The organism is Neorhizobium sp. S3-V5DH, from assembly GCF_004343065.1.
Taxonomy (GTDB): Bacteria; Pseudomonadota; Alphaproteobacteria; order Rhizobiales; family Rhizobiaceae; genus Neorhizobium; species Neorhizobium huautlense.
In genome coordinates, this window is sequence record NZ_SMCL01000005.1 from 45,773 (window position 1) to 65,575 (window position 19,803).

At 59.5% G+C, this 19,803-nt stretch carries 18 protein-coding genes; 14 read left to right on the forward strand and 4 right to left on the reverse strand.

Annotation, left to right across the window (positions count from 1 at the left end):
- Positions 1 to 68: 68 nt before the first annotated feature.
- From EDE09_RS10120 to ugpC, 6 genes are all read left to right on the forward strand, one after another.
- On the forward strand, positions 69 to 791 hold the full coding sequence (locus tag EDE09_RS10120; protein ID WP_132410162.1) for a FadR/GntR family transcriptional regulator: 723 nt from the start codon (positions 69 to 71) through the stop codon (positions 789 to 791).
- Complete coding sequence (locus tag EDE09_RS10125; RefSeq protein ID WP_132410164.1) at positions 788 to 1,954, forward strand: PLP-dependent transferase; 1,167 nt, start codon at positions 788 to 790, stop codon at positions 1,952 to 1,954. The genes EDE09_RS10120 and EDE09_RS10125 overlap by 4 nt, the downstream gene beginning before the upstream one ends.
- 32 nt (positions 1,955 to 1,986) lie before the next feature.
- Positions 1,987 to 3,246: a sugar ABC transporter substrate-binding protein gene (locus tag EDE09_RS10130; RefSeq protein ID WP_105371265.1), complete on the forward strand. Its 1,260-nt coding sequence runs from the start codon at positions 1,987 to 1,989 to the stop codon at positions 3,244 to 3,246.
- Positions 3,247 to 3,442: 196 nt separating this feature from the next.
- The gene (locus tag EDE09_RS10135; RefSeq protein WP_132410166.1) at positions 3,443 to 4,378 is read left to right on the forward strand and encodes a sugar ABC transporter permease; all 936 of its coding nucleotides are present in this window, start codon (positions 3,443 to 3,445) and stop codon (positions 4,376 to 4,378) included.
- 4 nt (positions 4,379 to 4,382) lie between these two features.
- Entirely contained in the window at positions 4,383 to 5,213 is an 831-nt protein-coding gene (locus EDE09_RS10140; protein ID WP_132410168.1) for a carbohydrate ABC transporter permease, read from the forward strand.
- A gap of 4 nt (positions 5,214 to 5,217) precedes the next feature.
- Positions 5,218 to 6,276, forward strand: coding sequence for a sn-glycerol-3-phosphate ABC transporter ATP-binding protein UgpC (gene ugpC / locus EDE09_RS10145; protein WP_132410170.1), 1,059 nt, complete (start codon positions 5,218 to 5,220; stop codon positions 6,274 to 6,276).
- Between the two features lie 86 nt (positions 6,277 to 6,362).
- Here ugpC and EDE09_RS10150 read toward each other — a convergent pair whose 3' ends face one another.
- The 3 genes from EDE09_RS10150 to EDE09_RS10160 all read right to left on the reverse strand — a co-directional run bounded on the left by EDE09_RS10150 (position 6,363) and on the right by EDE09_RS10160 (position 9,039).
- Entirely contained in the window at positions 6,363 to 7,427 is a 1,065-nt protein-coding gene (locus EDE09_RS10150) for a Gfo/Idh/MocA family oxidoreductase (RefSeq protein WP_132410172.1), read from the reverse strand.
- The gene (locus tag EDE09_RS10155) at positions 7,420 to 8,412 is read right to left on the reverse strand and encodes a zinc-binding dehydrogenase (RefSeq protein WP_207914829.1); all 993 of its coding nucleotides are present in this window, start codon (positions 8,410 to 8,412) and stop codon (positions 7,420 to 7,422) included. The genes EDE09_RS10150 and EDE09_RS10155 overlap by 8 nt, the downstream gene beginning before the upstream one ends.
- Before the next feature lie 117 nt (positions 8,413 to 8,529).
- A complete protein-coding gene (locus EDE09_RS10160) occupies positions 8,530 to 9,039 on the reverse strand; it encodes a DUF1003 domain-containing protein (protein WP_132410423.1) in 510 nt (169 codons plus the stop codon).
- Positions 9,040 to 9,274: 235 nt separating this feature from the next.
- Between EDE09_RS10160 and EDE09_RS10165 the strand changes: the two genes are divergently transcribed.
- Genes EDE09_RS10165 through EDE09_RS10200 form a run of 8 tightly spaced genes read left to right on the forward strand, consistent with a single transcriptional unit; the run spans position 9,275 to position 18,674 of the window.
- Positions 9,275 to 10,381, forward strand: coding sequence for an NAD-dependent epimerase/dehydratase family protein (locus EDE09_RS10165; protein ID WP_132410174.1), 1,107 nt, complete (start codon positions 9,275 to 9,277; stop codon positions 10,379 to 10,381).
- Positions 10,378 to 12,420, forward strand: a complete 2,043-nt coding sequence (locus EDE09_RS10170; protein WP_132410176.1) for an NAD-dependent epimerase/dehydratase family protein — start codon at positions 10,378 to 10,380, stop codon at positions 12,418 to 12,420. The genes EDE09_RS10165 and EDE09_RS10170 overlap by 4 nt, the downstream gene beginning before the upstream one ends.
- Positions 12,417 to 13,535 (forward strand): glycosyltransferase family 4 protein, encoded by a 1,119-nt coding sequence (locus EDE09_RS10175; RefSeq protein WP_245505110.1) that lies wholly within the window; start codon positions 12,417 to 12,419, stop codon positions 13,533 to 13,535. Before EDE09_RS10170 ends, EDE09_RS10175 begins: the two co-directional genes overlap by 4 nt.
- A gap of 2 nt (positions 13,536 to 13,537) precedes the next feature.
- Complete coding sequence (locus EDE09_RS10180; RefSeq protein ID WP_132410178.1) at positions 13,538 to 14,668, forward strand: glycosyltransferase; 1,131 nt, start codon at positions 13,538 to 13,540, stop codon at positions 14,666 to 14,668.
- Entirely contained in the window at positions 14,665 to 15,756 is a 1,092-nt protein-coding gene (locus EDE09_RS10185) for a glycosyltransferase (RefSeq protein WP_132410180.1), read from the forward strand. The genes EDE09_RS10180 and EDE09_RS10185 overlap by 4 nt, the downstream gene beginning before the upstream one ends.
- A complete protein-coding gene (locus tag EDE09_RS10190; protein WP_132410182.1) occupies positions 15,753 to 16,868 on the forward strand; it encodes a glycosyltransferase in 1,116 nt (371 codons plus the stop codon). The genes EDE09_RS10185 and EDE09_RS10190 overlap by 4 nt, the downstream gene beginning before the upstream one ends.
- A gap of 10 nt (positions 16,869 to 16,878) precedes the next feature.
- Positions 16,879 to 17,916, forward strand: coding sequence for a UDP-glucuronic acid decarboxylase family protein (locus EDE09_RS10195; protein WP_132410184.1), 1,038 nt, complete (start codon positions 16,879 to 16,881; stop codon positions 17,914 to 17,916).
- Between the two features lie 2 nt (positions 17,917 to 17,918).
- Positions 17,919 to 18,674 (forward strand): TIGR04290 family methyltransferase, encoded by a 756-nt coding sequence (locus tag EDE09_RS10200; RefSeq protein WP_165924151.1) that lies wholly within the window; start codon positions 17,919 to 17,921, stop codon positions 18,672 to 18,674.
- 91 nt (positions 18,675 to 18,765) lie between these two features.
- Here EDE09_RS10200 and EDE09_RS10205 read toward each other — a convergent pair whose 3' ends face one another.
- The gene (locus tag EDE09_RS10205; RefSeq protein ID WP_132410188.1) at positions 18,766 to 19,797 is read right to left on the reverse strand and encodes an ABC transporter permease; all 1,032 of its coding nucleotides are present in this window, start codon (positions 19,795 to 19,797) and stop codon (positions 18,766 to 18,768) included.
- Positions 19,798 to 19,803 lie beyond the last annotated feature (6 nt).

The window sequence follows — 19,803 nt, forward strand, 5'->3', positions numbered from 1 at the left end:
CGGAATGGTCCCCCACTTTCCGTCCCCAGCGCATTGACAAAAAGCCGATAGGGATCTTTATTGCTCAGATGTCAGACCAATTTGAACGTCGTGGGCTAATCCCTCTGCTTCCCCCGATTGACAGGGCTCGCCAAGTCGGGGAGGCGCTGGCCGATTACGTGGAGAACGCCGATCTGAAGGCAGGCGACCGGTTGCCGGCCGAGCGGGAGCTGATGGCAGCCCTCGGCGTCGGTCGCTCGACGATCCGTGAGGCGATCCGTTGGTTTCAGGCGCTTGGCGTCGTCGAGTCCCGAAAGGGAAGTGGGAACTACCTCCTAAAGCCCATTTCGCGGCGCACGATCCATATGCCCCTGTCGCTCGATACCGCCAACCTGCGCGACGCGCTTTTGCAGACGCTGCAGGTACGCAGGGGGCTGGAATGCGAAGCGGGCATGGTTGCTGCGCGAATGCGGACGGAAGAAGACCTGAAGATCATCGAGGCGCGGCTGGAGGAGATGGAACGGGTCCACCACGCCAAGGGCGCGTCGGGGCCGGAAGATTTGGCGTTCCATCTCGCCATCTACGACGCTACCCACAATCCGCTCTTCCGTCAGCTGCTTGAACAGATGCGCGAAACGTTCGAGCGGTTCTGGAGCCACCCGTTCGAACGTTTCGATTTCGCGCGCCGGTCCTTCCCCTTTCATCGGACGCTGTTCAACGCGATCGTCGCGCAGGATGCCGAAGCCGCGCGCGGCGAGACACTGAAGATCCTCCAGATCGTCGAGGAAGATATCAAGGAAATGTCCAAATGAGTGAGGGCCTCGACCCATTCGAACTCGCTTCGCTGATCACCGCCCATGACGACGGCAATTTCGCAGAGGCGGTGGTTCCGCCGATCTTCCAGACCTCGCTCTTCACCTTCTCCGACTACGACGACATGATCTCCGCCTATCGCGGTGAGAAGGTGCGGCCGATCTACACGCGCGGCCTCAACCCAACCGTTCGCGCCTTCGAGGAAATGCTGGCGAAGCTCGAAGGGGCGGAAGACGCGCTCGGTTTTGCGAGCGGCATGTCGGCGATCTCGTCTGCTGTGCTGAGCTTTGTCGAACCGGGTGACCGGATCGTGGCGGTGAAGCACGTTTATCCCGACGCATTCCGGCTGTTCGGCACCATCCTTAAGCGGATGAGGATCGAAGTCACCTATGTCGACGGTCGCGACGAGGAGGCTGTCGCCAAAGCGCTACCGGGCGCCAAGGTCTTCTACATGGAAAGCCCGACGAGCTGGGTGATGGAAGCCCATGACGTCGGTTCGCTGGCGGCGCTCGCCAGGAAACATGGCGCAGTGTCGATGATCGACAACAGTTGGGCGAGCCCCTTCTTCCAGCGGCCGATAACTCTAGGGGTAGATCTCGTCATCCATTCGGCCTCGAAATATCTCGGCGGCCACAGCGATGTCGTCGCAGGCGTCGTTGCGGGGTCCAAGGAGATGATCGCCCGGCTGAAGGCCGAGGCCTATCCCTATCTCGGCGGCAAACTTTCGCCCTTCGACGCGTGGCTCCTGATCCGCGGGCTCAGGACGCTGCCGATCCGCATGAAGGCACATGAGGCTGCAGCCCTCACTATCGCCCGCCGCCTGCAGGAACTCGACGTGGTGGAAAAGGTCTGCCATCCGGGCTTGGCGAACCGGCTTCCGGCGGGGCTCAACGGCACGTCGGGCCTCTTCTCGTTCATCTTCCGCGACGGCGTCGATATCCGCGCTTTTGCCGACCACCTCAAATTCTTCAAGCTCGGCGTCAGCTGGGGCGGCCACGAAAGCCTGATCGTGCCAGGCGAAGTGGTCCTGCAACAGAAGGCCCAGCCGAATTCCGCGCATGCCTTCGGCATTCATGCGCGGTCCGTCCGTCTCCATGTCGGCCTCGAGGGAACCGAGGCGCTGTGGAGCGATCTTCAGGAGGCGATCGCCGTCGCCTCTTAAAGCATCAACCGATAACAACTGGGAGAACGACAATGAAGACGCTAATAACAACCGTACTTTTTGCCACGCTGATGGCCGGCAGCGCGCTGGCCGATACCACACTCAAGCTGGTCGAAGTCATCACCAGCCCGGAGCGCACCGAAACGCTGAAGTCGATTGTCGGGAAGTTTGAAGCCGCCAATCCCGGCACCAAGGTCGAGATCATCTCGCTGCCGTGGAACGAGGCCTTTCAGAAATTCGCGACCATGGTTTCCGCCGGCGACACGCCGGACGTGATGGAAATGCCCGATACCTGGCTGTCGCTCTACGCCAACAACGGAATGCTGGAGAGCCTCGAGCCCTATCTTGCGAAGTGGGAGCAGACCAAGGAACTGACGCCCCGGGCGCTCGAACTCGGCCGCGACGTCAAGAAGACCGCCTATATGCTGCCTTACGGCTTCTATCTACGTGCCATGTTCTACAACAAGAAGCTGCTCGAGCAGGCAGGCGTCAAGGAACCGCCGAAGACCATGGACGAGTTCACCAAGGCCTCCGAAGCCGTCTCCAAACTGCCTGGCAAATATGGCTACTGCATGCGCGGTGGCCCCGGCGGCCTGAACGGCTGGATGATCTTCGCCGCCTCGATGGCCGGCGACAACAAATATTTCAAGGAAGACGGTACCTCGACCATGAACAGCGAAGGCTGGGCCAAGGGCATCGAGTGGATGGTCGATCTCTACAAAAAGGGGTACGCACCGAAGGACAGCGTCAACTGGGGCTTCAACGAAGTCGTCGCCGGCTTCTATTCCGGCACCTGCGCCTTCCTCGATCAGGATCCGGACGCGCTGATCGCGATCGCCGAGCGCATGAAGAAGGAGGATTTTGGGGTCATCCCGCTGCCGAAAGGACCTGACGGCAAGTCCTTCCCGACCATCGGTTATGCCGGCTGGTCGATGTTCTCCACGACGAAAGACAAGGATCTGTCGTGGAAGCTGATCGCGACGCTGGAAGGTAAGGAAGGTAATCTCGAGTGGAACAAGAAGATCGGCGCCCTGCCGGCCTATACGTCCGCCGAACAGGACCCGTTCTACGCGGGCGACCAGTTCAAGGGCTGGTTTGAGGAACTTGCCGATCCGAACACGGTGCCGACGGTGATGCCGACCTATCTGGAAGAGTTTGCCTTCTTCAAGGATTCCTTGGCAATCAAGACCTCACAGCAGGCGCTTCTCGGCGACATCACCCCGAAGCAGCTTGCCGACCAGTGGGCTGAATATCTCACCAAGGCGCAGCAGAAGCATCTGGCGAAGAAGTAAGCGATCGGGCTCCGAACCCGAAGCCCCCTCATCCGCCTGCCGGCACCTTTTCCCCGATGGGGAGAAGGGAAGTTGCTGTAATGCCTCCGGTTCTCCTCTCCTCTAGGGGAGGGGGTGGCCGAGCGTTAGCGGAGGCCGGGTGAGGGGGCCGCAGGTTGTGCCACCAATTGAAGAACACACGGAAAGCCGACCATCGATGACCATCACCGCCGATACGCTTGGCAGGGACCACGACCGCAGGCCGTGGCTGACGCGGCTCGCGCATGCTTGCGAGCCCTATCTCTATAGCGCCCCGTCGCTGATCCTGATCGTTGTGGTCATGCTGGTGCCGCTGGTCATCGGCATTTCCTATGCGTTTCGGGATATCCAACTGCTCAATCCGTTTTCTGGAGGGTTTATCGGCCTTGAGCATTTTCGAGAACTTTCCAGGGACGCCGCCTTCTATGGCGCCTTGAGAAACACCGTGTGGTGGACAGGCGCTTCCGTCTTCTTGCAGTTTGTCTTCGGGCTTATCCTTGCCCTGCTGCTCGATAAGCCTTTTTGGGGGAGAGGCCTTGTCCAAGCGCTCGTATTCATTCCTTGGGCTGTGCCCTCATTCCTCGCCGGCCTGAATTGGGCGTGGCTTTTCAACCCGGTGATCGGACCGTTGCCGCATTGGCTGTTCGGGCTCGGCCTGATGTCGCAACCGGGCAACATCCTCTCCGACCCGCAGTATGCGATGTGGGGACCGATCGTTGCGAATGTCTGGTGGGGCATCCCGTTCTTCGCCATCACCCTGCTCGCCGCGCTGCAGGCGATCCCGCGCGATCTCTACGAGGCGGCGTCGATCGACGGGGCCAACTGGTTTCAGCGGTTCTTTTCGATCACCCTGCCGTTTCTCGCGCCGACGATTGCCATTACCGTGCTCTTGCGAACCGTCTGGATCTCAAATTTCGCCGACCTCATCGTCGTCATGACCGGCGGCGGTCCCGCCGACCGCACCCAGATCGTCGCCAGCTACATCTTCACCCAGGCCTTCAAGGCACTTGATTTCGGCTACGCGTCGGCGATCGCGCTGGTTCTGCTCGTGCTGCTGCTCGCCTATTCGATGCTGATCATCCTGCTGCGGCAGACCTTGCTGAACAAGGATTGAACCCATGAAACAGTCCCTTCTGCCGACTGTCGCGCATCGCATTGCGATCCTCTGCTACATCGCCTTTGCGCTCTTCCCGCTGTTCTGGCTGCTGAAAGTGTCGGTGACGCCAAACGATCTTCTTTATTCGGAAGGCGTGCGGATGTGGCCCTCGCGCACGACGTTCGATCATTATGGCTTCGTGCTCCGGCACAGCTCCTTTCCGACCTTCTTCAAGAACAGCCTGATCGTCTCGGGATCGACGGCCGTGGTCGTCACCGTCTGCGCATCGCTTTCCGGGTATGCTCTCTCCCGCTTCAGCTTCCGCGCGAAATACTGGATCGTCGCGCTGATGCTGCTGACCCAGATGTTTCCGCTGGTCATGCTGGTCGCGCCGATCTTCAAAATCCTCTCGCCGCTGGGCCTCACCAACAGCCTGACGGGGCTGGTATTCGTTTATTCGGCGTTCAACGTGCCCTTCGCCACGTTTCTGATGCAGTCCTTCTTCGACGGCATTCCGAAGGACCTGGAAGAGGCGGCGATGATCGACGGCGCAACCAAGTTCACGGCCTTCCGGCAGATCATCCTGCCGCTGACGCTGCCAGGCATCGCCGCGACGCTTGGTTTCGTCTTCACCGCCGCCTGGAGCGAGCTTCTCTTCGCGTTGATGTTGATCAACGGCAACGCTGCGGCCACCTTCCCGGTGGGTCTCCTGACCTTCGTTTCGAAATTCTCGGTCGACTTCGGCCAGATGATGGCAGCCGGCGTCCTCGCCCTCATCCCGGCCGGGCTCTTTTTCCTCCTCATCCAGCGTTACCTCGTCCAGGGTCTGACGGCCGGCGCGGTCAAGGGTTAGTCAAATGGCATCGATTGAGATCGAAAAACTCGAAAAATCCTACGGCCATGTCTCCGTGCTGCATGGCATCGACCTCGACATTCGCGACGGGGAATTCATCGTCCTGGTCGGCCCCTCGGGCTGCGGCAAGTCCACCTTGCTCAGGATGATTGCCGGACTGGAAGGCGTCAGCAAGGGTGAGATCCGCATCGCCGGAAACCGGGTTAACGACCTGCATCCGAAGGACCGCGACCTCGCCATGGTGTTCCAGTCCTATGCGCTTTATCCACATATGAACGTTGCCGGCAACATGAGCTACAGCCTGCGGCTCCGGAAAATGGCAAAGGAAAAGATCGGCGCGGCCGTTGCCGGCGCGGCGGCCAAGCTCGGGCTCGAATCGCTTCTGGAACGCCGCCCGAAGGCGCTTTCCGGCGGCCAGCGCCAGCGTGTCGCAATGGGCCGCGCCATCGTGCGCCAGCCGAAGGCTTTCCTGTTCGACGAACCGCTGTCCAACCTCGACGCCCGGCTGCGCGAGCAGATGCGGGCCGAGATCAAGAAGATGCATGCCGACCTGAAGGCGACATCAATCTACGTGACGCACGACCAGATCGAGGCGATGACGCTAGCGGACCGCATTGTCGCAATGCATGCCGGCGTGGTGCAGCAGGTTGGAAGCCCTCTCGATCTCTACGACCGGCCAGCCAATCTGTTCGTTGCGGGCTTCATCGGCTCGCCCGGGATGAATTTCCTCGACGTGACCTATTCAGGTGGGGCGTTGCGATTGAAGGATGGAAGCCAGATCGAGGCCAGCGTCCCCGGATCCACCCCGGAAGGAAGCAGTCTCACACTGGGCATCCGGCCGGAGCATGTGGTGATCACCAACGATGGAAGCGGCAGGCGCGCCCTTGTCGAGCTCATTGAGCCGACCGGATTCGGCATTATCCTGCATCTTTCGCTGCATGGCATAGCCTTCAAGGTCTTCACGCTGGATCGGCAGGCACTGGCTGTCACAGGTTCGATCATGGTGGCGTTCCCGGCTGAGCACATTCACCTGTTCGATGATGAGGGGAGGCGGATAGGTTAGCGTAGCGGCATTCAGTCGACGAGCGCTTGCGACATTTGTCGCGGACGGGAGGCGGACCCAGTGGGTTCGTTCGCCCAACGAAAGGGTCAGGCCGCCGTATGATCCGAGCCCGTTCGGGGACGAGCTGACACCGCGTAGATGCGGTCGATCACCTCGGCTACGTTAACAAGCCTTTCGCAGCCGGGATCATACCCTTCTCCAGCTGCCAGCTTTCGGACCCAGTCCGCTGCCGCTCGTCCGCCCCAATCGTCGGGAGGCCGGATGAGGACTTCGCGCGACGTCCCGTGGAAGCGTTGGACCATGAAATCGTAAAACGACCCTTCGACGTTGTGCATCGATATCCCGCCGCCGGTGCCGTAGAAGCTGGCTTCGATAATCGCCTCGCAGCCGGCCTGCAAACGCCATGAGCAGGCGAGGCGGATAACCGTTCCATTGTCGAGCGTCAGGCTCGCGACGCCGTAATCCTCGACCTGATGATCGTCTACGGCGATCGGCCGACCGCCGGCCATCAAGTGACCGGAGACTGATACAATAGTCGGGAAGTCCAGCGACCAGAGAGCCATGTCGGCCAGGTGGACGCCAAGATCCATCAAGCAGCCACCACCCGATAGGTTCTTATCGTAGAACCAAGGCTTGTCAGGCCCGTAGGCGTTATGGAACACGAGATCGGCTGCGAATATCTTGCCCAGTTCTTCTGTCCGTATGACTTCCCGGATCCGGTTCATGCTCGCGGTATGACGATAGGAGAGGTCGACCCCGAGCAAGCGGTTGGCCTCTCTTGCTCTATGCACGACGGCTGCGGCCTCCCTAGCTGTGCGTCCCAGCGGCTTTTGGCAGAAGACGGCGACGCAGGCCTCCAGCGCCTTGATCGACTGTGCCGCATGTTGTGCGCTTGGGGTGGCGATGACGATCCCGTCGATATCGCAGGTCAATAATTCATCCAGGCTCTCGGCCAGGATGGCGTCGGGTGCGAGCTTTTTTGCTTCTGCGGTCATCTCGGGCGACGGATCGGCGATCGCGACCGCTTCAGCGACGCCGGTATCGAGGATTGCCTGCATGCGATGTCGGCCGATCCAACCGACGCCGAGAAAGCCGAGCCGAACCGGTTTCGGAGAGACCGAGAGTGTTCTCTCAGCAAGCATTTCATTCATCGTACATCACCAGTGCCTTGAGGAAATTTTGCGGACGATCGCGGGTATCGTTCAGCGCCTGGTCGAGTTGGTCCAGACGGTAGGTATGTGTATAGAGGGACGAGGGGTCGAGCTGGCCGGTCGCGACGGCGTCGACCGCTTCGCGAATACCCTGAACATAAGTGGCCGGATCACGCTCATGCGCGTTGACGACATCCAGCCCGCGCCAGTTCCAGAGCTGCATGTTGACTTGCCGGGGCCCGTCCTGGTGGTACCCGGCTATGATCAGCCGGCCACGCTCCATCGCCAATTCGGCGGCAAGATCGAGCGGCCATTGCTTGCCGACGGCCTCGATAACGCGATCGCAGAAGCGCCCGTCGGTGAGTTTCCGCACGTCCTCGATGATGCGCCAGTGGTCGTCCATGGCGATCGTCTCGGCCGCTCCCATTCGTTCGGCTATTTCGAGCGAGAACGGTCGTCGCGAGATAGCGATCACCCGGGCGCCGGCCTTCGACGCGATCTGGGTCAGGAGCGCGCCCAAAAAACCGATACCGATGATCGCGATGGTTTGGCCGGCCGTTATTCCGCTGCGGCGGAAGATGTTCATTGCGCAACCGAGCGGTTCCCCGGGAAACGGTTTGCCGTTCAGCGCCGGCGGCAGAGGCACGACCATCGTCTCGTCAGCGATGTCATACGTGGCGTAGGCATGGTAGGATAGTGCCGCGACCCGGTCGCCCACCCCGACACTGTGAACATCTGATCCGACCGCATCGATATAACCCCAGCCCTCGTGACCGAGACCGCCGGGTTCTGTTGGAAAGGTCATCCAGTCAGGCCCTGCCCAAGGGCCGAGATTGGAAGCGCAGACCCCGCAGCCCTCCAGCCTGATTCTGACCTCATGAGGCCCCGGTTCAGGGAGTGATCGGGCTTCCACAGCGATCCTGCCGGGTCCAGTTAAAAGTGCGGCCTTCATCTCCTGCGGGCGCCGCATCGCCGTGCTATCCATGCAGATCTTATCCTTTTCCCACCGCCCGATCACCTCTCCATCCATCAGAACTAAAAGATGCGAGACAGAGTTCCGGAAGAAGTTGAAGAAGATGAAGTCATAGAAGATGATGCTTGCTTAATGATCTCTCTGCCGCTCGATCTCTTCCATGACCACCTCGGGCGGTACGTTCTGCTTCATCTCGTCGATTTCCTGTTGGTCGACTTCCGTTTCGATGCCGAGCTTGTCGGTGATAGCGGATACCATCGCGATCAATTTTGTCGTCTCGTGCTCGTTGAGAAGCGAGATCTGCAGGCTGAGGTCGGCGCGTCTGTCGTCTACGGCGGCCATGCGGTTCTGGCTGATCAGCACGAACGTAGAAATGAAGATCGCCTCGACCGAAGCCACCATCGCCAGGATGACAAGTGACGGGTCGAAAGCAGGCAGGACCGGCAGCCATCCCACATTCACAAGGATCCAGAGGCTGAAGACGATCGCGTGGAGGTACACAAAGAGCATGCTGCCGGCAAAATTTGTCATTGCCTCAGCGATCCGCTCCTGCAGCGACATTGTCCCCTGCTCGGCGGCGCGCCGCTGAATGAGTGCATTGATATTGCGGTCCAGAACGGCGGAGATCGGTTGCGCCATCCGAGGGCCATCGGAGGCGGGCGCCTGTTCCTTTTTTTGAGCGGTCACATCTCTATCCCGTCATGGCGTGTGAATTTCTGCCCTAACCGGAGACTCTGCTTACGGTTCCTGCCGCATCGGAAGATGTCATTGATGAAGTCATAGAACACAAAGATGTCATTGATGAAGGAACTTTTGTTCCTGACCGCTGTTCGGCCAGCATCAGAAGCTTTTTTCCATACATCTAGGAAGTACAATGGCGGCAATTCTTGTAACTGGTGGCTGCGGCTTTATCGGCCGTCATGTGGCCGAGGAACTTCTCGATAACGGATATGAGGTGCGTATCCTCGACGCGTTCATCGACCAAGTTCACGGTGATGGGGAAGCGTCGGTGCCTGATGCGGCGGAAGTCTTTCGCGGCGACGTTCGGGACAAGCCGGTGGTGGAGAAGGCCCTTGAGGGCGTGGAAGGCGTCATTCATCTCGCGGCGGAAGTTGGTGTAGGCCAATCCATGTACGAGATCGCCCGTTATGTTGGCGGCAACGACCTCGGGACCGCGGTTCTTCTGGAAGCTATGATCGGCCGTCCGATCAAGCGCATCGTCGTCGCCTCATCGATGAGCGTATATGGCGAAGGGCGATATCGCACCGAAGATGGACATCAGCTGGATCTCGTTCGCCGCAGGAGCGAGAGCATCAAGGCAGGGCAATGGAATCCGCGCAGCCCCATTGGCGAAGCCCTGATACCAGTCGCGACCGATGAGGAAAAGCCCGTCGATCTCGCATCGATCTATGCGCTGACAAAATACGCGCAGGAAAAGCAAGTGTTGATCTTCGGCGAAGCTTATGGCGTCGAGGCGGTAGCGCTTCGTTTGTTCAACGTCTTCGGTGCAGGGCAGGCTTTATCCAATCCCTATACCGGGGTGCTTGCCAATTTCGCTTCACGGCTCGCCAACGGCCAGCCGCCGATGATTTTCGAAGACGGCGAGCAGCGGCGCGATTTCGTTCATGTCCGTGACGTCGCGCGTGCGTTCCGGCTGGCTCTCCAAAAGCCGAATGCCGCGGGGCATGTCATCAATGTCGGCAGCGGCCAGGCCTATACCATCGCCGAGGTCGCAACGTTGCTGGCCGATGCCATGGATGTACCCCACATCCGGCCGGACATCATGAACAAGGCCCGCTCCGGCGACATCCGCAACTGCTTCGCCGATATTTCCAAGGCGCGTGAGCTTCTTGGTTTTGAGCCGGCGCATCGTTTGGAAAATTCGCTGAGGCCTTTTGCCGACTGGGTCCGAAATGCGGGCGCGATCGATCGCGGCGCCGAGATGAAGCGGCAGCTCGAAGAGCGGGGGCTGGTATCATGAGCGCCGCAGGTTCTTCGTCACCCCGCGCGGGCAACCATCGGTCCTATGGTTTCGTTGAATGGTTTCGCCCGGGTGAATTCGAGCGGACGGAGCAGATCCTTCCCGGGATCCTCGCAAGCGGAGCAAGCTATCTGCGCACCCATCTGTCCTGGGCGGAGTATCTCGCATCGGGTGGGGAGGAATGGTTTGACTGGCTACTCCCCAAGCTTGGCAAGGAGATCGATCTTCTGCCTTGTATTCATTATACGCCGCCTTCCCTCTCGCGGACAGGCCGCTCTTCCGGAGCTCCGTCCGATCTTAAATCCTATGCGGATTTCGTCGATCATGTGCTGACTCGATACGGAAAGCATTTCAGTCATATCGAACTTTGGAACGAGCCAAACAATCTGCTCGACTGGGATTGGCGCGAGGACAGCGACTTTCTGCTGTTTTGCGAAATGGTCGGAGGTGCAGCCTATTGGGCCAAACATCGGGGCTGGAAGCCCGTCCTCGGAGGACCTTGCCCATTCGATCCCTATTGGCTGAACCTGATGGGCGAGCGCGGTGTATTGGGTGTCGTTGACGCCGTTGGTTTCCATGGCTTCCCAGGTACCTGGGACAGCGAAAACGGCACTTGGGGCGGCTGGGACATGCATCTCGGCGAGATGCGCAAGATCCTCGATCGCTACAATCGGGATGCGGAGGTCTGGGTTACCGAGACAGGATATTCGACTTGGCGCAGCGACGAGATGGAGCAGGCCCGGCGTTTCACGAAAGCGCTCCACGTCCCGGCCGATCGCATGTACTGGTATTCCTGGTGTGACGTGCCCCCCAACGTACCCGTGCAGGAGGGGTTGTGGTTCGACCCCCGGCATTATCACCTCGGCGCGGTCACCCACGACTATCAGCCGAAACTGCTTGCCCGGCTGCTCATGGAAGGCGGCGTGTCGCGTATCGAGGAGGTGACGCAGCTTGCGACTCCGAATCTGACCGCTGGTGCGGCGCCTTTGGTCATTACTGGCGGCAGTGGTTTTATTGGTTCCAACATTGCCGATAGCTTCCTGCAGGAGGGCGAGGATGTGGTGATCCTCGACAATCTGGGCCGACCCGGCGTCGACCAGAATCTTGCCTGGCTTATGGATCGTCATGGCAAGCGCGTCCATCCGGTGCTCGCGGACGTGCGCGACCTGCGCGGAATCGAGGCCGCCTTCAGCGATGCCAAGGCGGTCTTTCATTTGGCCGCTCAGACCGCAGTCACCACGAGTCTTGCTCATCCGATCGACGATTTCGAGGCGAATGCGCGTGGCACGATCAATGTGCTTGAGGCCGTACGCAAGGCAGGCAGGAATGCCCCGGTAATCTTCGCGAGTACCAACAAGGTCTATGGTGCGCTGGAAGATCTGAAAATGGTGGAAGTGGAAGATCGCTATATTCCCATCCATGAGGATGTGCGGTCACATGGCATCGGCGAGGACAGACCTCTCGATTTCTGCACACCCTATGGCTGCTCGAAAGGTGTCGCGGACCAATATGTCCTCGACTATGCCAAGTCCTATTCGATCCCCACCGCCGTCTTGCGCATGAGCTGCATCTATGGGCCGCGCCAGTTCGGAACCGAGGACCAGGGCTGGGTGGCGCATTTCCTGATCCGCGCCCTGTCTGGTGAGCCGATCTCCATCTATGGCAACGGCAAGCAGGTTCGCGATATCCTGCATGTAGACGACGCGGTGGCAGCCTATCGCGCGGTCCTTTCCAACATCGAGAGGGTCAAGGGCGGGGTGTTCAACCTCGGCGGCGGCCCCCTCAACGCGGTCAGCATCGTCGCTGTTCTCAGCGAGATCGAGATACTGACTGGCCATTCCCTGGAAACCGGCTTCGGTGATTGGCGTGCTGGGGACCAGTATTACTTCGTCGCGGATACCCGCAAGCTGGAACAGGAACTCGGTTGGCAGGCTCGGATACGCTGGCAGAGCGGTTTGCGACATCTAGCGGAATGGTTGGCTGACAATCGCTTCGGGGGCCGGCCGCGCCTCCCGGAAAAGCGGAAGGTGCGGGCATGACGGCACAAGACGGACGGCCGGAACTCGGCCGAGTATTGATGACCGTCGATGCGGTTGGCGGGGTCTGGCGCTACGGGCTCGATCTGGCGTTGGGATTGCGGTCGAAAGGCGTCGAGACGGTGTTTGCCGCTTTCGGGCCACGACCATCATCCGAACAGGTGCGGGAGGCGGAGTCTATCGGCAGCTTCGTCTGGCTGGACGCCCCGCTCGACTGGCTGGTCGAAGATGAAGAGGCGTTGAAACAGGTTCCTCGCCTCCTCAACGATCTTATAGAACGAGAAAATATCGACCTCGTCCATCTCAATCTGCCCTCCCAGGCCGTGGGGCTGGAAACATCGGTGCCGGTGGTGGTGGTGTCGCATTCCTGTGTCGTCACGTGGTTTGGCGCAGTGCGCGGCCAGACGGTGCCTAACGAGTGGCAATGGCAGTTTCGACTGAATTATAAAGGCTTCGATCGCGCGGACGCCGTGCTTTCACCGAGCCATAGCCATGCGGCGATGCTGCGTCGGGCATATGGCCCGATCGACGGATTGCAGGTTGTCTACAATGCGAGCCGGGTCGAAGCGCGCTCACGGGACAAGGAGGATTTTGTCTTCGCCGCAGCCCGCTGGTGGGATGATGGAAAGAACGGCGTCATCCTGGACGCTGCAGCAGGTCAGATAAAATGGCCGCTGGTAATGGCGGGTGCGTGCCATGGACCTAATGGCCAGTATCTCCCCATTCGCAACGCTGTTCACCGCGGCGAGCTTGCCCACACGGATGCTATGGCGATGATGGCTCGGGCGGCAATCGTCGCATCTCCATCCGTTTACGAGCCCTTCGGCCTTGTTGCGCTGGAGGCGGCCAGAAGCGGAAGCGCTTTGGTGCTGGCGGATATACCCACCTACGGGGAACTCTGGGACGGAGCTGCCTTGTTTGCCGAACCCCGTGAACCGCGGGCATTTGTCGACGCCATCAATCGGCTTTCGCGCGACGTTTCCCTGCGAACAACACTTGCCGAAGAGGCGCTTGTCCGATCGGAAAAGTACAGTCTGGAGGCGCAGGCCGATGCGGTGATGGCGCTTTACTTACGCCTCCTTTCGGCGAACCGCCCAGCTCTTACCGCAGCGGAGTGATCATGAAGTTCATCTTTTATACCCATTCCCTGATTTCGGACTGGAATCATGGAAACGCTCATTTCCTCCGGGGCGTGATGCGCGATCTCATCCGCCGAGGGCATCGAGCATTCGCGCTCGAACCGGAAAACGCCTGGAGCCGCACCAGTCTGGTCGAAGATCAGGGGCCGATGGCGATCGAGAAATTCCATGAAAATTTCCCCGAACTTCAAACCTATGTCTACGGCAGCAATTTCGAGCACGAAGAGGCGATTGCCAATGCCGATGTCGTAATTGTCCACGAATGGACCGAACCGGCACTGGTGGAACGGATCGGAAGGGCTCGCCGCGACGGCGGCAAATTTACGCTGCTCTTCCACGATACGCATCACCGCGCGGTATCGGCCGAGGGGGATATAGCCGGCCTCAAACTCAGCGATTACGACGGCGTTCTAGCTTTTGGCGAAACCCTGCGCGAACGCTATCTCAAGGCCGGCTGGGGAAAGTCCGTCTTTACCTGGCACGAAGCTGCGGACGATACACTTTTCCGTCCCTTGCCGCAGATCGAAAAGGTCGGCGACCTGATCTGGATCGGCAACTGGGGCGACAACGAACGATCCGCCGAAATCATGGAATATCTCGTGCAACCGTCCCGGCGACTTGGCCTGAAGACGACGGTACGCGGCGTGCGCTATCCCGGCCATGCGCTGCAAGCGCTCGAAGAGGCAGGGATCGCTTATGGAGGCTGGATCGCCAATGCGGAGGCACCGCGTGCCTTTGCTCAAAACAAGGTGACGGTTCACATCCCTCGTCGACCTTATGTCGAAAACCTTCCCGGCATTCCGACCATCCGCGTCTTTGAGGCCCTGGCCTGTGGCATTCCGCTGATCTCTGCCTTTTGGAACGATGCCGAAAATCTCTTTCGGCCCGGCAGCGATTACCTCATCGCGCGCGACGGCGAAGAGATGATGCAACTGCTTCGCGACGTTTTATCCGACTCCGGCCTGTCCGCCTCGCTCGTGTCATCTGGACTCGAAACCATCCGCGCGCGCCACACCTGCCGCCATCGTGTCGATGAGCTGTTTTCCATATTGGCCGCATGCGGAACGCAGAGGGTGACCCAGAAGCTCGCTGTCAGGGAGGCCGCGGAATGAAGATTGCCTTTTATGGATCAAGCCTCGTATCCGCCTACTGGAATGGCGCTGCCACCTATTATCGCGGTCTATTGAGAGCCCTGGCGGCCAAAGGTTACGACATCACCTTCTATGAACCGGATGTCTTCGATCGCCAGAAGAACCGGGATATCGATCCACCGGAATGGTGCAGGGTGGTTGTCTACGAGGGCACGGTGGATGCCTTGAACGCGGTGACTGCCGAAGCTGCCGAGGCGGATATCGTCGTCAAGGCGAGCGGCGTCGGTTTCGAAGATGATCGCCTCCTTGAGAGGGTTCTCCAGAATGCACGCCAGACGGCCCTGAAAATATTCTGGGACGTTGATGCGCCGGCCACGCTTGCCGACTTGCGGGCCGCCCCGGATCAGCCGCTTCGCAAGGCCTTGATCGACATCGATCTTGTGCTCACCTATGGGGGCGGCGAACCCGTCGTGAACGCTTATCGCTCCATGGGCGCGGCAATTTGTGTGCCCATTTACAACGCTCTCGATCCCGAAACCCATCATCCGGCGCCACAGGATCCACGCTTTTCTGCCGATCTCGGTTTTCTCGGCAACCGCCTGCCGGACCGCGAGGCGCGGGTAGAGCAGTTTTTCTTCGAACCGGCTGCCCAACTCCCAGGTCAGACGTTCCTGCTTGGCGGCTCCGGCTGGGAAGGAAAGCCGAAGTCTTCGAACGTAAAATATATCGGGCACGTTTCCACCCGAGACCACAACGCCTTCAATGTCACGCCGAAGGCCGTTCTCAATATTTCTCGTGCCAGCATGGCGGAAAACGGGTTTTCGCCGGCAACGCGTGTTTTCGAGGCGGCTGGGGCGGGAGCTTGTCTGATTACCGATCATTGGGAAGGCATCGACTTGTTCCTCAAGCCTGAGGAGGAAATCCTGGTCGCACGCGACGGCCGCGACGTTGCCGATATTCTCTCCGGCCTCACGCAGGAAAGAGCAAAGACGATTGGTGAGAGGGCGCTTGCACGGGTACTTGCCGATCACACCTATGCCCATCGTGCCGAAGAGGTGGATGCGATCTTCCGCGCCCATGCCGGTGCCCGGATGGAGGCGGCTGAATGACAAAGCCATTGAACATCGTTTTCCTCGGTCTCTCGCTCTCCTCCTCCTGGGGCAATGGCCATGCCACGACCTTTCGCGCGCTGATCCGTGGATTGCAGGCGGGCGGGCACCGGGTGCTGTTCCTCGAACGGGACGTGCCCTGGTATGCCACAAGGCGCGACCTGCCGGATCCCGACTTCTGCGAACTCGCCTACTATTCCGATATTGCTGGAATGATCGGCTCCCATGCAGGCCGCCTTCATAATGCGGACGCGGTGATTATCGGCTCCTATGTGCCGGAAGGAGTGGCGGTCATTGATGCAGTCGCCGCATTGCAGCCCAAGCGGTTTTGCTTCTACGATATCGATACTCCCGTTACGCTCGCGAAGCTCGATCGAGGTGATGAGGAATATCTTGCCCGGCGGCAGATTCCCCTCTTCGATGCCTATTTCTCCTTCTCTGGAGGAGAGGTTCTTCCGCGTCTGGAACAGCGATATGGAGCAAGGAAGGCGGTAGCCCTCTACTGTTCTGTGGATGTTGAAAGGTATCATAATACCCAGGAGGCCTTCCGCTGGGATCTCGGTTATCTTGGTACATACAGCCCGGATCGCCAACCGACACTGGAGAGGCTTCTCATTGAACCGGCAAGGCGACTGCCGCGACTGCGGTTTGTGGTGGCTGGGCCGCAATATCCCCATGAGATCGACTGGCCGGCTAATGTCGAACGTATCGAGCACCTTCCGCCGAGCGAGCATGCGAGCTTCTACAGCCGGCAACGCTTCACGCTCAATGTCACCCGGTCGGACATGATTGCAGCCGGCTGGTCGCCGAGTGTCAGGCTTTTCGAGGCTGCCGCCTGCGGAACCCCGATCATTAGCGACCATTGGCGAGGACTTGATGAGCTTTTGCCTGACAGCGAAGCGATCATCGTCGCCAAGCGGACGGAGGATGCGGTCAAGGCGCTCACAGGATTGGATGAGGGGCACCGCCGGTCGCTAGCCAAAAACGCGAGGAGTGTGGTCGTGCAGAGCCATACCGGTATTGCCCGCGCCCGCGAACTTATAGCGGCGCTCGGAGATTGGCCTCAGCGAATGTCCCGAACAGAATCCACATTTCAGCCCGTTTCAGCTTGAGGAGATTGTAATGCTGCAAAGAACCGGAACCGGAAATGGTAAAACCGTTCTTGTCGCCGGAGGGGCCGGCTTTGTCGGTTCGCATCTCTGCGACGCCCTGCTTGCGCGCGGCGATCGGGTGATATGCGTCGACAGTTATATTACCGGTTCGAAAGACAATATCCGCCCGCTGATGAACCATCCCGGCTTTCGGCTGATCGAGAAGGATATCTGCGAATTCCACGAGATCGACGAGCCCTTGGATCAGATCTACAACCTCGCTTGCGCGGCCTCACCGCCCCAGTATCAAGCCGATCCCGTCCATACGATGATGACCTGCGTTGCGGGCACCGGAAACCTGCTGGCGCTTGCGGAACGGGATGGCGCTTCATTCCTGCAGGCTTCAACAAGCGAGGTTTACGGGGATCCGGTGGAACATCCCCAGCGTGAGGACTACCGCGGCAATGTCAATTGCATCGGCCCTCGCGCCTGCTACGACGAAGGCAAACGGGCGGCCGAGGCCCTTTGCTTCGACATGCTCCGGGCGGAAAGGGTCGATGTTCGCGTCGCCAGGATTTTCAACACCTACGGACCGCGCATGCAGCCGAACGACGGTCGCATCATCTCCAACCTTCTCGTCCAGGCGATTTCGGGTAAGCCGCTTACCATCTACGGCACCGGCGAGCAGACCCGCTCATTTTGTTACGTCAGCGATCTTGTCACGGGTTTGATGGCGTTGATGGATGTCGATCCGAATCCCGGCATGCCGGTCAATCTCGGCAATCCGGGCGAATTCACCATCAACGAACTTGCCGAGATGGTGATGGCAATCGCGCCCACCATGGCCAAGCCGGCTTATAAACCTTTGCCCGCGGATGATCCGCAACGGCGTCGCCCGGACATTTTACGCGCCAAGGAACTCCTAGGATGGGAGCCAAAGGTCCCTCTTTCGGAAGGGCTGCGGCACACCGCGGACTGGTTCACGGTCGTGCTTGGAACTGGTGCCGGAAAACCGTCCTGGCAGGCCGTTCGGCAATCATCTGCTTACGAAATGGATGTGAGGGCTTAAGGGTGGAGGCAAGAAAGAGCAGGGAGAACCACAGCCTGCAACGCGAGATCGCCGAGCTCGGTCCCTGGTTTCACAACATGCGGATTCAAGGCGTCGAGACCGCACCGAACCACTTTCTCGGGGATTATCCGGCCTTCAAGTGGAAAAATTTCCAGCACGCCCTTCCAGACGATCTGGAAGGGCGCAGCGTTCTCGATATCGGCTGCAATGCCGGATTTTATTCGCTGGAAATGAAACGACGAAATGCCGGCCGCGTGCTGGGCATCGACTCCGATCCTCACTATCTCCGCCAGGCCCACTTTGCTGCCGAACATAGCGGGCTCGATGTCGAGTTCCGGCAGATGTCGATCTATGAAGTCGGCAAATTGAACGAAAACTTCGACCTGGTGATTTTCATGGGGGTGCTCTACCACCTTCGCCATCCGCTCCTGGCGCTTGACCTGCTTTACGAACACGTCGTTGGAGATCTGATGCTTTTTCAGTGTCTTCAGCGGGGGGACGAACGCATCCCCGATCTCCAGGAAGACTATGATTTTTCGGAATGGGCCGTCTTCGATCGCCCGGACTATCCGAAGCTCTTTTTCATCGAAGAACGCTACGCCTCCGACCCGACCAACTGGTTCATTCCCAACAAGGCCGCAACGGAGGCAATGCTTCGTAGTTCGGGCTTCGTTATTGAGGCCAATCCGGAACGCGAAGTTTACCTCTGCCGGCGCGGTGAGAGGCATTATATGGTCGGACCTCCCCCTCAAACTTAGGGGCATCGGGGAGGATCCTGATATCGAAAGGAGCGGCTTCAGGCATCTTTTGTGCTGGCGAATGCACGCCGGCAGGCGATCTCGCAATTCGTTAGTTATGGTGGCCTGATGGATAGCTGTCCGCCTGTGGGGGCGGGGAGGCTTGCCTGTTCAGTATGCCGAGCGCCATTGCGGCCCTTCGCTTGGCCCGATAGCGGTTGAACTGCTGATCTGCGAGAACCCCGGCGAGAATCACCGTTCCCATTACCGCGAAGTTCAGCGAGGAGGGGATGCCTAAAAGATTGACGAGGTTCTGCAATTCCTGAAGCAGGACCGCCCCCAACACGACGCCGATGATCGAGCCTTCTCCGCCACGAAGCGAGAAGCCGCCGAGGACGGCGGCGGCAATTGCGTAGAGTTCGTAGAAGTTGCCATGTGACGAGGGCTGCACCGATCTGGTGAACATGGCGAAGTAAACCGCAGCAACGGCGGTCAGCACCGCGCAGATCACATAGGCGGTCGTGATAACGAAACCGGTGCGGATGCCAGAGTAGCGCGCTGCGTCCTCATTCTTGCCCACAGCCTGCAAATGTCGGCCAAAGACCGAGCGATGAAGCAGGAACCAACAGATTATGCCGATGACTATCATGGCATAAAAGGAGTGTGGAACTCCAAAAGTGCGCCCGATCGTCAGCCATTCCAGCGCGGGGTACCTGGTGCCGAAGGGAAAGCCGGCAGTGGCTTCTCCTGTGTAGCCGCGCGCGGCGCCGCGATAGATCAGCAGGCCGCACAGCGTCACGACGAAGGGTTGCATCTTGAGCTTGGTGATTAGCAGCCCATGAGCCAGCCCAAGAAGCGTTCCGATCACGAGGACGGCAAGGATTGCCACCGGCCACGGGACGCCGAACTTTCCCACCATGTCGACAAACAGGACGCCGAGCAGTGCTATCATCGAGCCGACCGAGAGGTCGATACCACCGGTCATGATGACAAAGCCTTGCCCGATGGCGAAGAGGCCGAACAGACCGATGAGGTTTGCCGTATTGCCCAGATTGATCGGCGAGAGGAATAGCGGATTTCGCAGATAAACGACCGCTCCTACAATTATGATCAGGACTGCCAATCCCAAGTCTTTTTTATGCATCGGTCT

Excerpts from the sequence above, each read along its gene's own strand:
- EDE09_RS10120 (WP_132410162.1), top strand. The coding sequence starts at position 69 with ATGTCAGACCAATTTGAACGTCGTGGGCTAATCCCTCTGCTTCCCCCG.
- EDE09_RS10195 (WP_132410184.1), top strand. The coding sequence starts at position 16,879 with ATGCTGCAAAGAACCGGAACCGGAAATGGTAAAACCGTTCTTGTCGCC.
- EDE09_RS10170 (WP_132410176.1), top strand. The coding sequence starts at position 10,378 with ATGAGCGCCGCAGGTTCTTCGTCACCCCGCGCGGGCAACCATCGGTCC.
- ugpC (WP_132410170.1), top strand. The coding sequence starts at position 5,218 with ATGGCATCGATTGAGATCGAAAAACTCGAAAAATCCTACGGCCATGTC.
- EDE09_RS10165 (WP_132410174.1), top strand. The coding sequence starts at position 9,275 with ATGGCGGCAATTCTTGTAACTGGTGGCTGCGGCTTTATCGGCCGTCAT.
- EDE09_RS10205 (WP_132410188.1), bottom strand. The coding sequence starts at position 19,797 with ATGCATAAAAAAGACTTGGGATTGGCAGTCCTGATCATAATTGTAGGA.
- EDE09_RS10140 (WP_132410168.1), top strand. The coding sequence starts at position 4,383 with ATGAAACAGTCCCTTCTGCCGACTGTCGCGCATCGCATTGCGATCCTC.
- EDE09_RS10125 (WP_132410164.1), top strand. The coding sequence starts at position 788 with ATGAGTGAGGGCCTCGACCCATTCGAACTCGCTTCGCTGATCACCGCC.
- EDE09_RS10135 (WP_132410166.1), top strand. The coding sequence starts at position 3,443 with ATGACCATCACCGCCGATACGCTTGGCAGGGACCACGACCGCAGGCCG.
- EDE09_RS10150 (WP_132410172.1), bottom strand. The coding sequence starts at position 7,427 with ATGAATGAAATGCTTGCTGAGAGAACACTCTCGGTCTCTCCGAAACCG.
- EDE09_RS10155 (WP_207914829.1), bottom strand. The coding sequence starts at position 8,412 with ATGGATAGCACGGCGATGCGGCGCCCGCAGGAGATGAAGGCCGCACTT.
- EDE09_RS10185 (WP_132410180.1), top strand. The coding sequence starts at position 14,665 with ATGAAGATTGCCTTTTATGGATCAAGCCTCGTATCCGCCTACTGGAAT.
- EDE09_RS10190 (WP_132410182.1), top strand. The coding sequence starts at position 15,753 with ATGACAAAGCCATTGAACATCGTTTTCCTCGGTCTCTCGCTCTCCTCC.
- EDE09_RS10180 (WP_132410178.1), top strand. The coding sequence starts at position 13,538 with ATGAAGTTCATCTTTTATACCCATTCCCTGATTTCGGACTGGAATCAT.
- EDE09_RS10175 (WP_245505110.1), top strand. The coding sequence starts at position 12,417 with ATGACGGCACAAGACGGACGGCCGGAACTCGGCCGAGTATTGATGACC.
- EDE09_RS10130 (WP_105371265.1), top strand. The coding sequence starts at position 1,987 with ATGAAGACGCTAATAACAACCGTACTTTTTGCCACGCTGATGGCCGGC.
- EDE09_RS10160 (WP_132410423.1), bottom strand. The coding sequence starts at position 9,039 with ATGGCGCAACCGATCTCCGCCGTTCTGGACCGCAATATCAATGCACTC.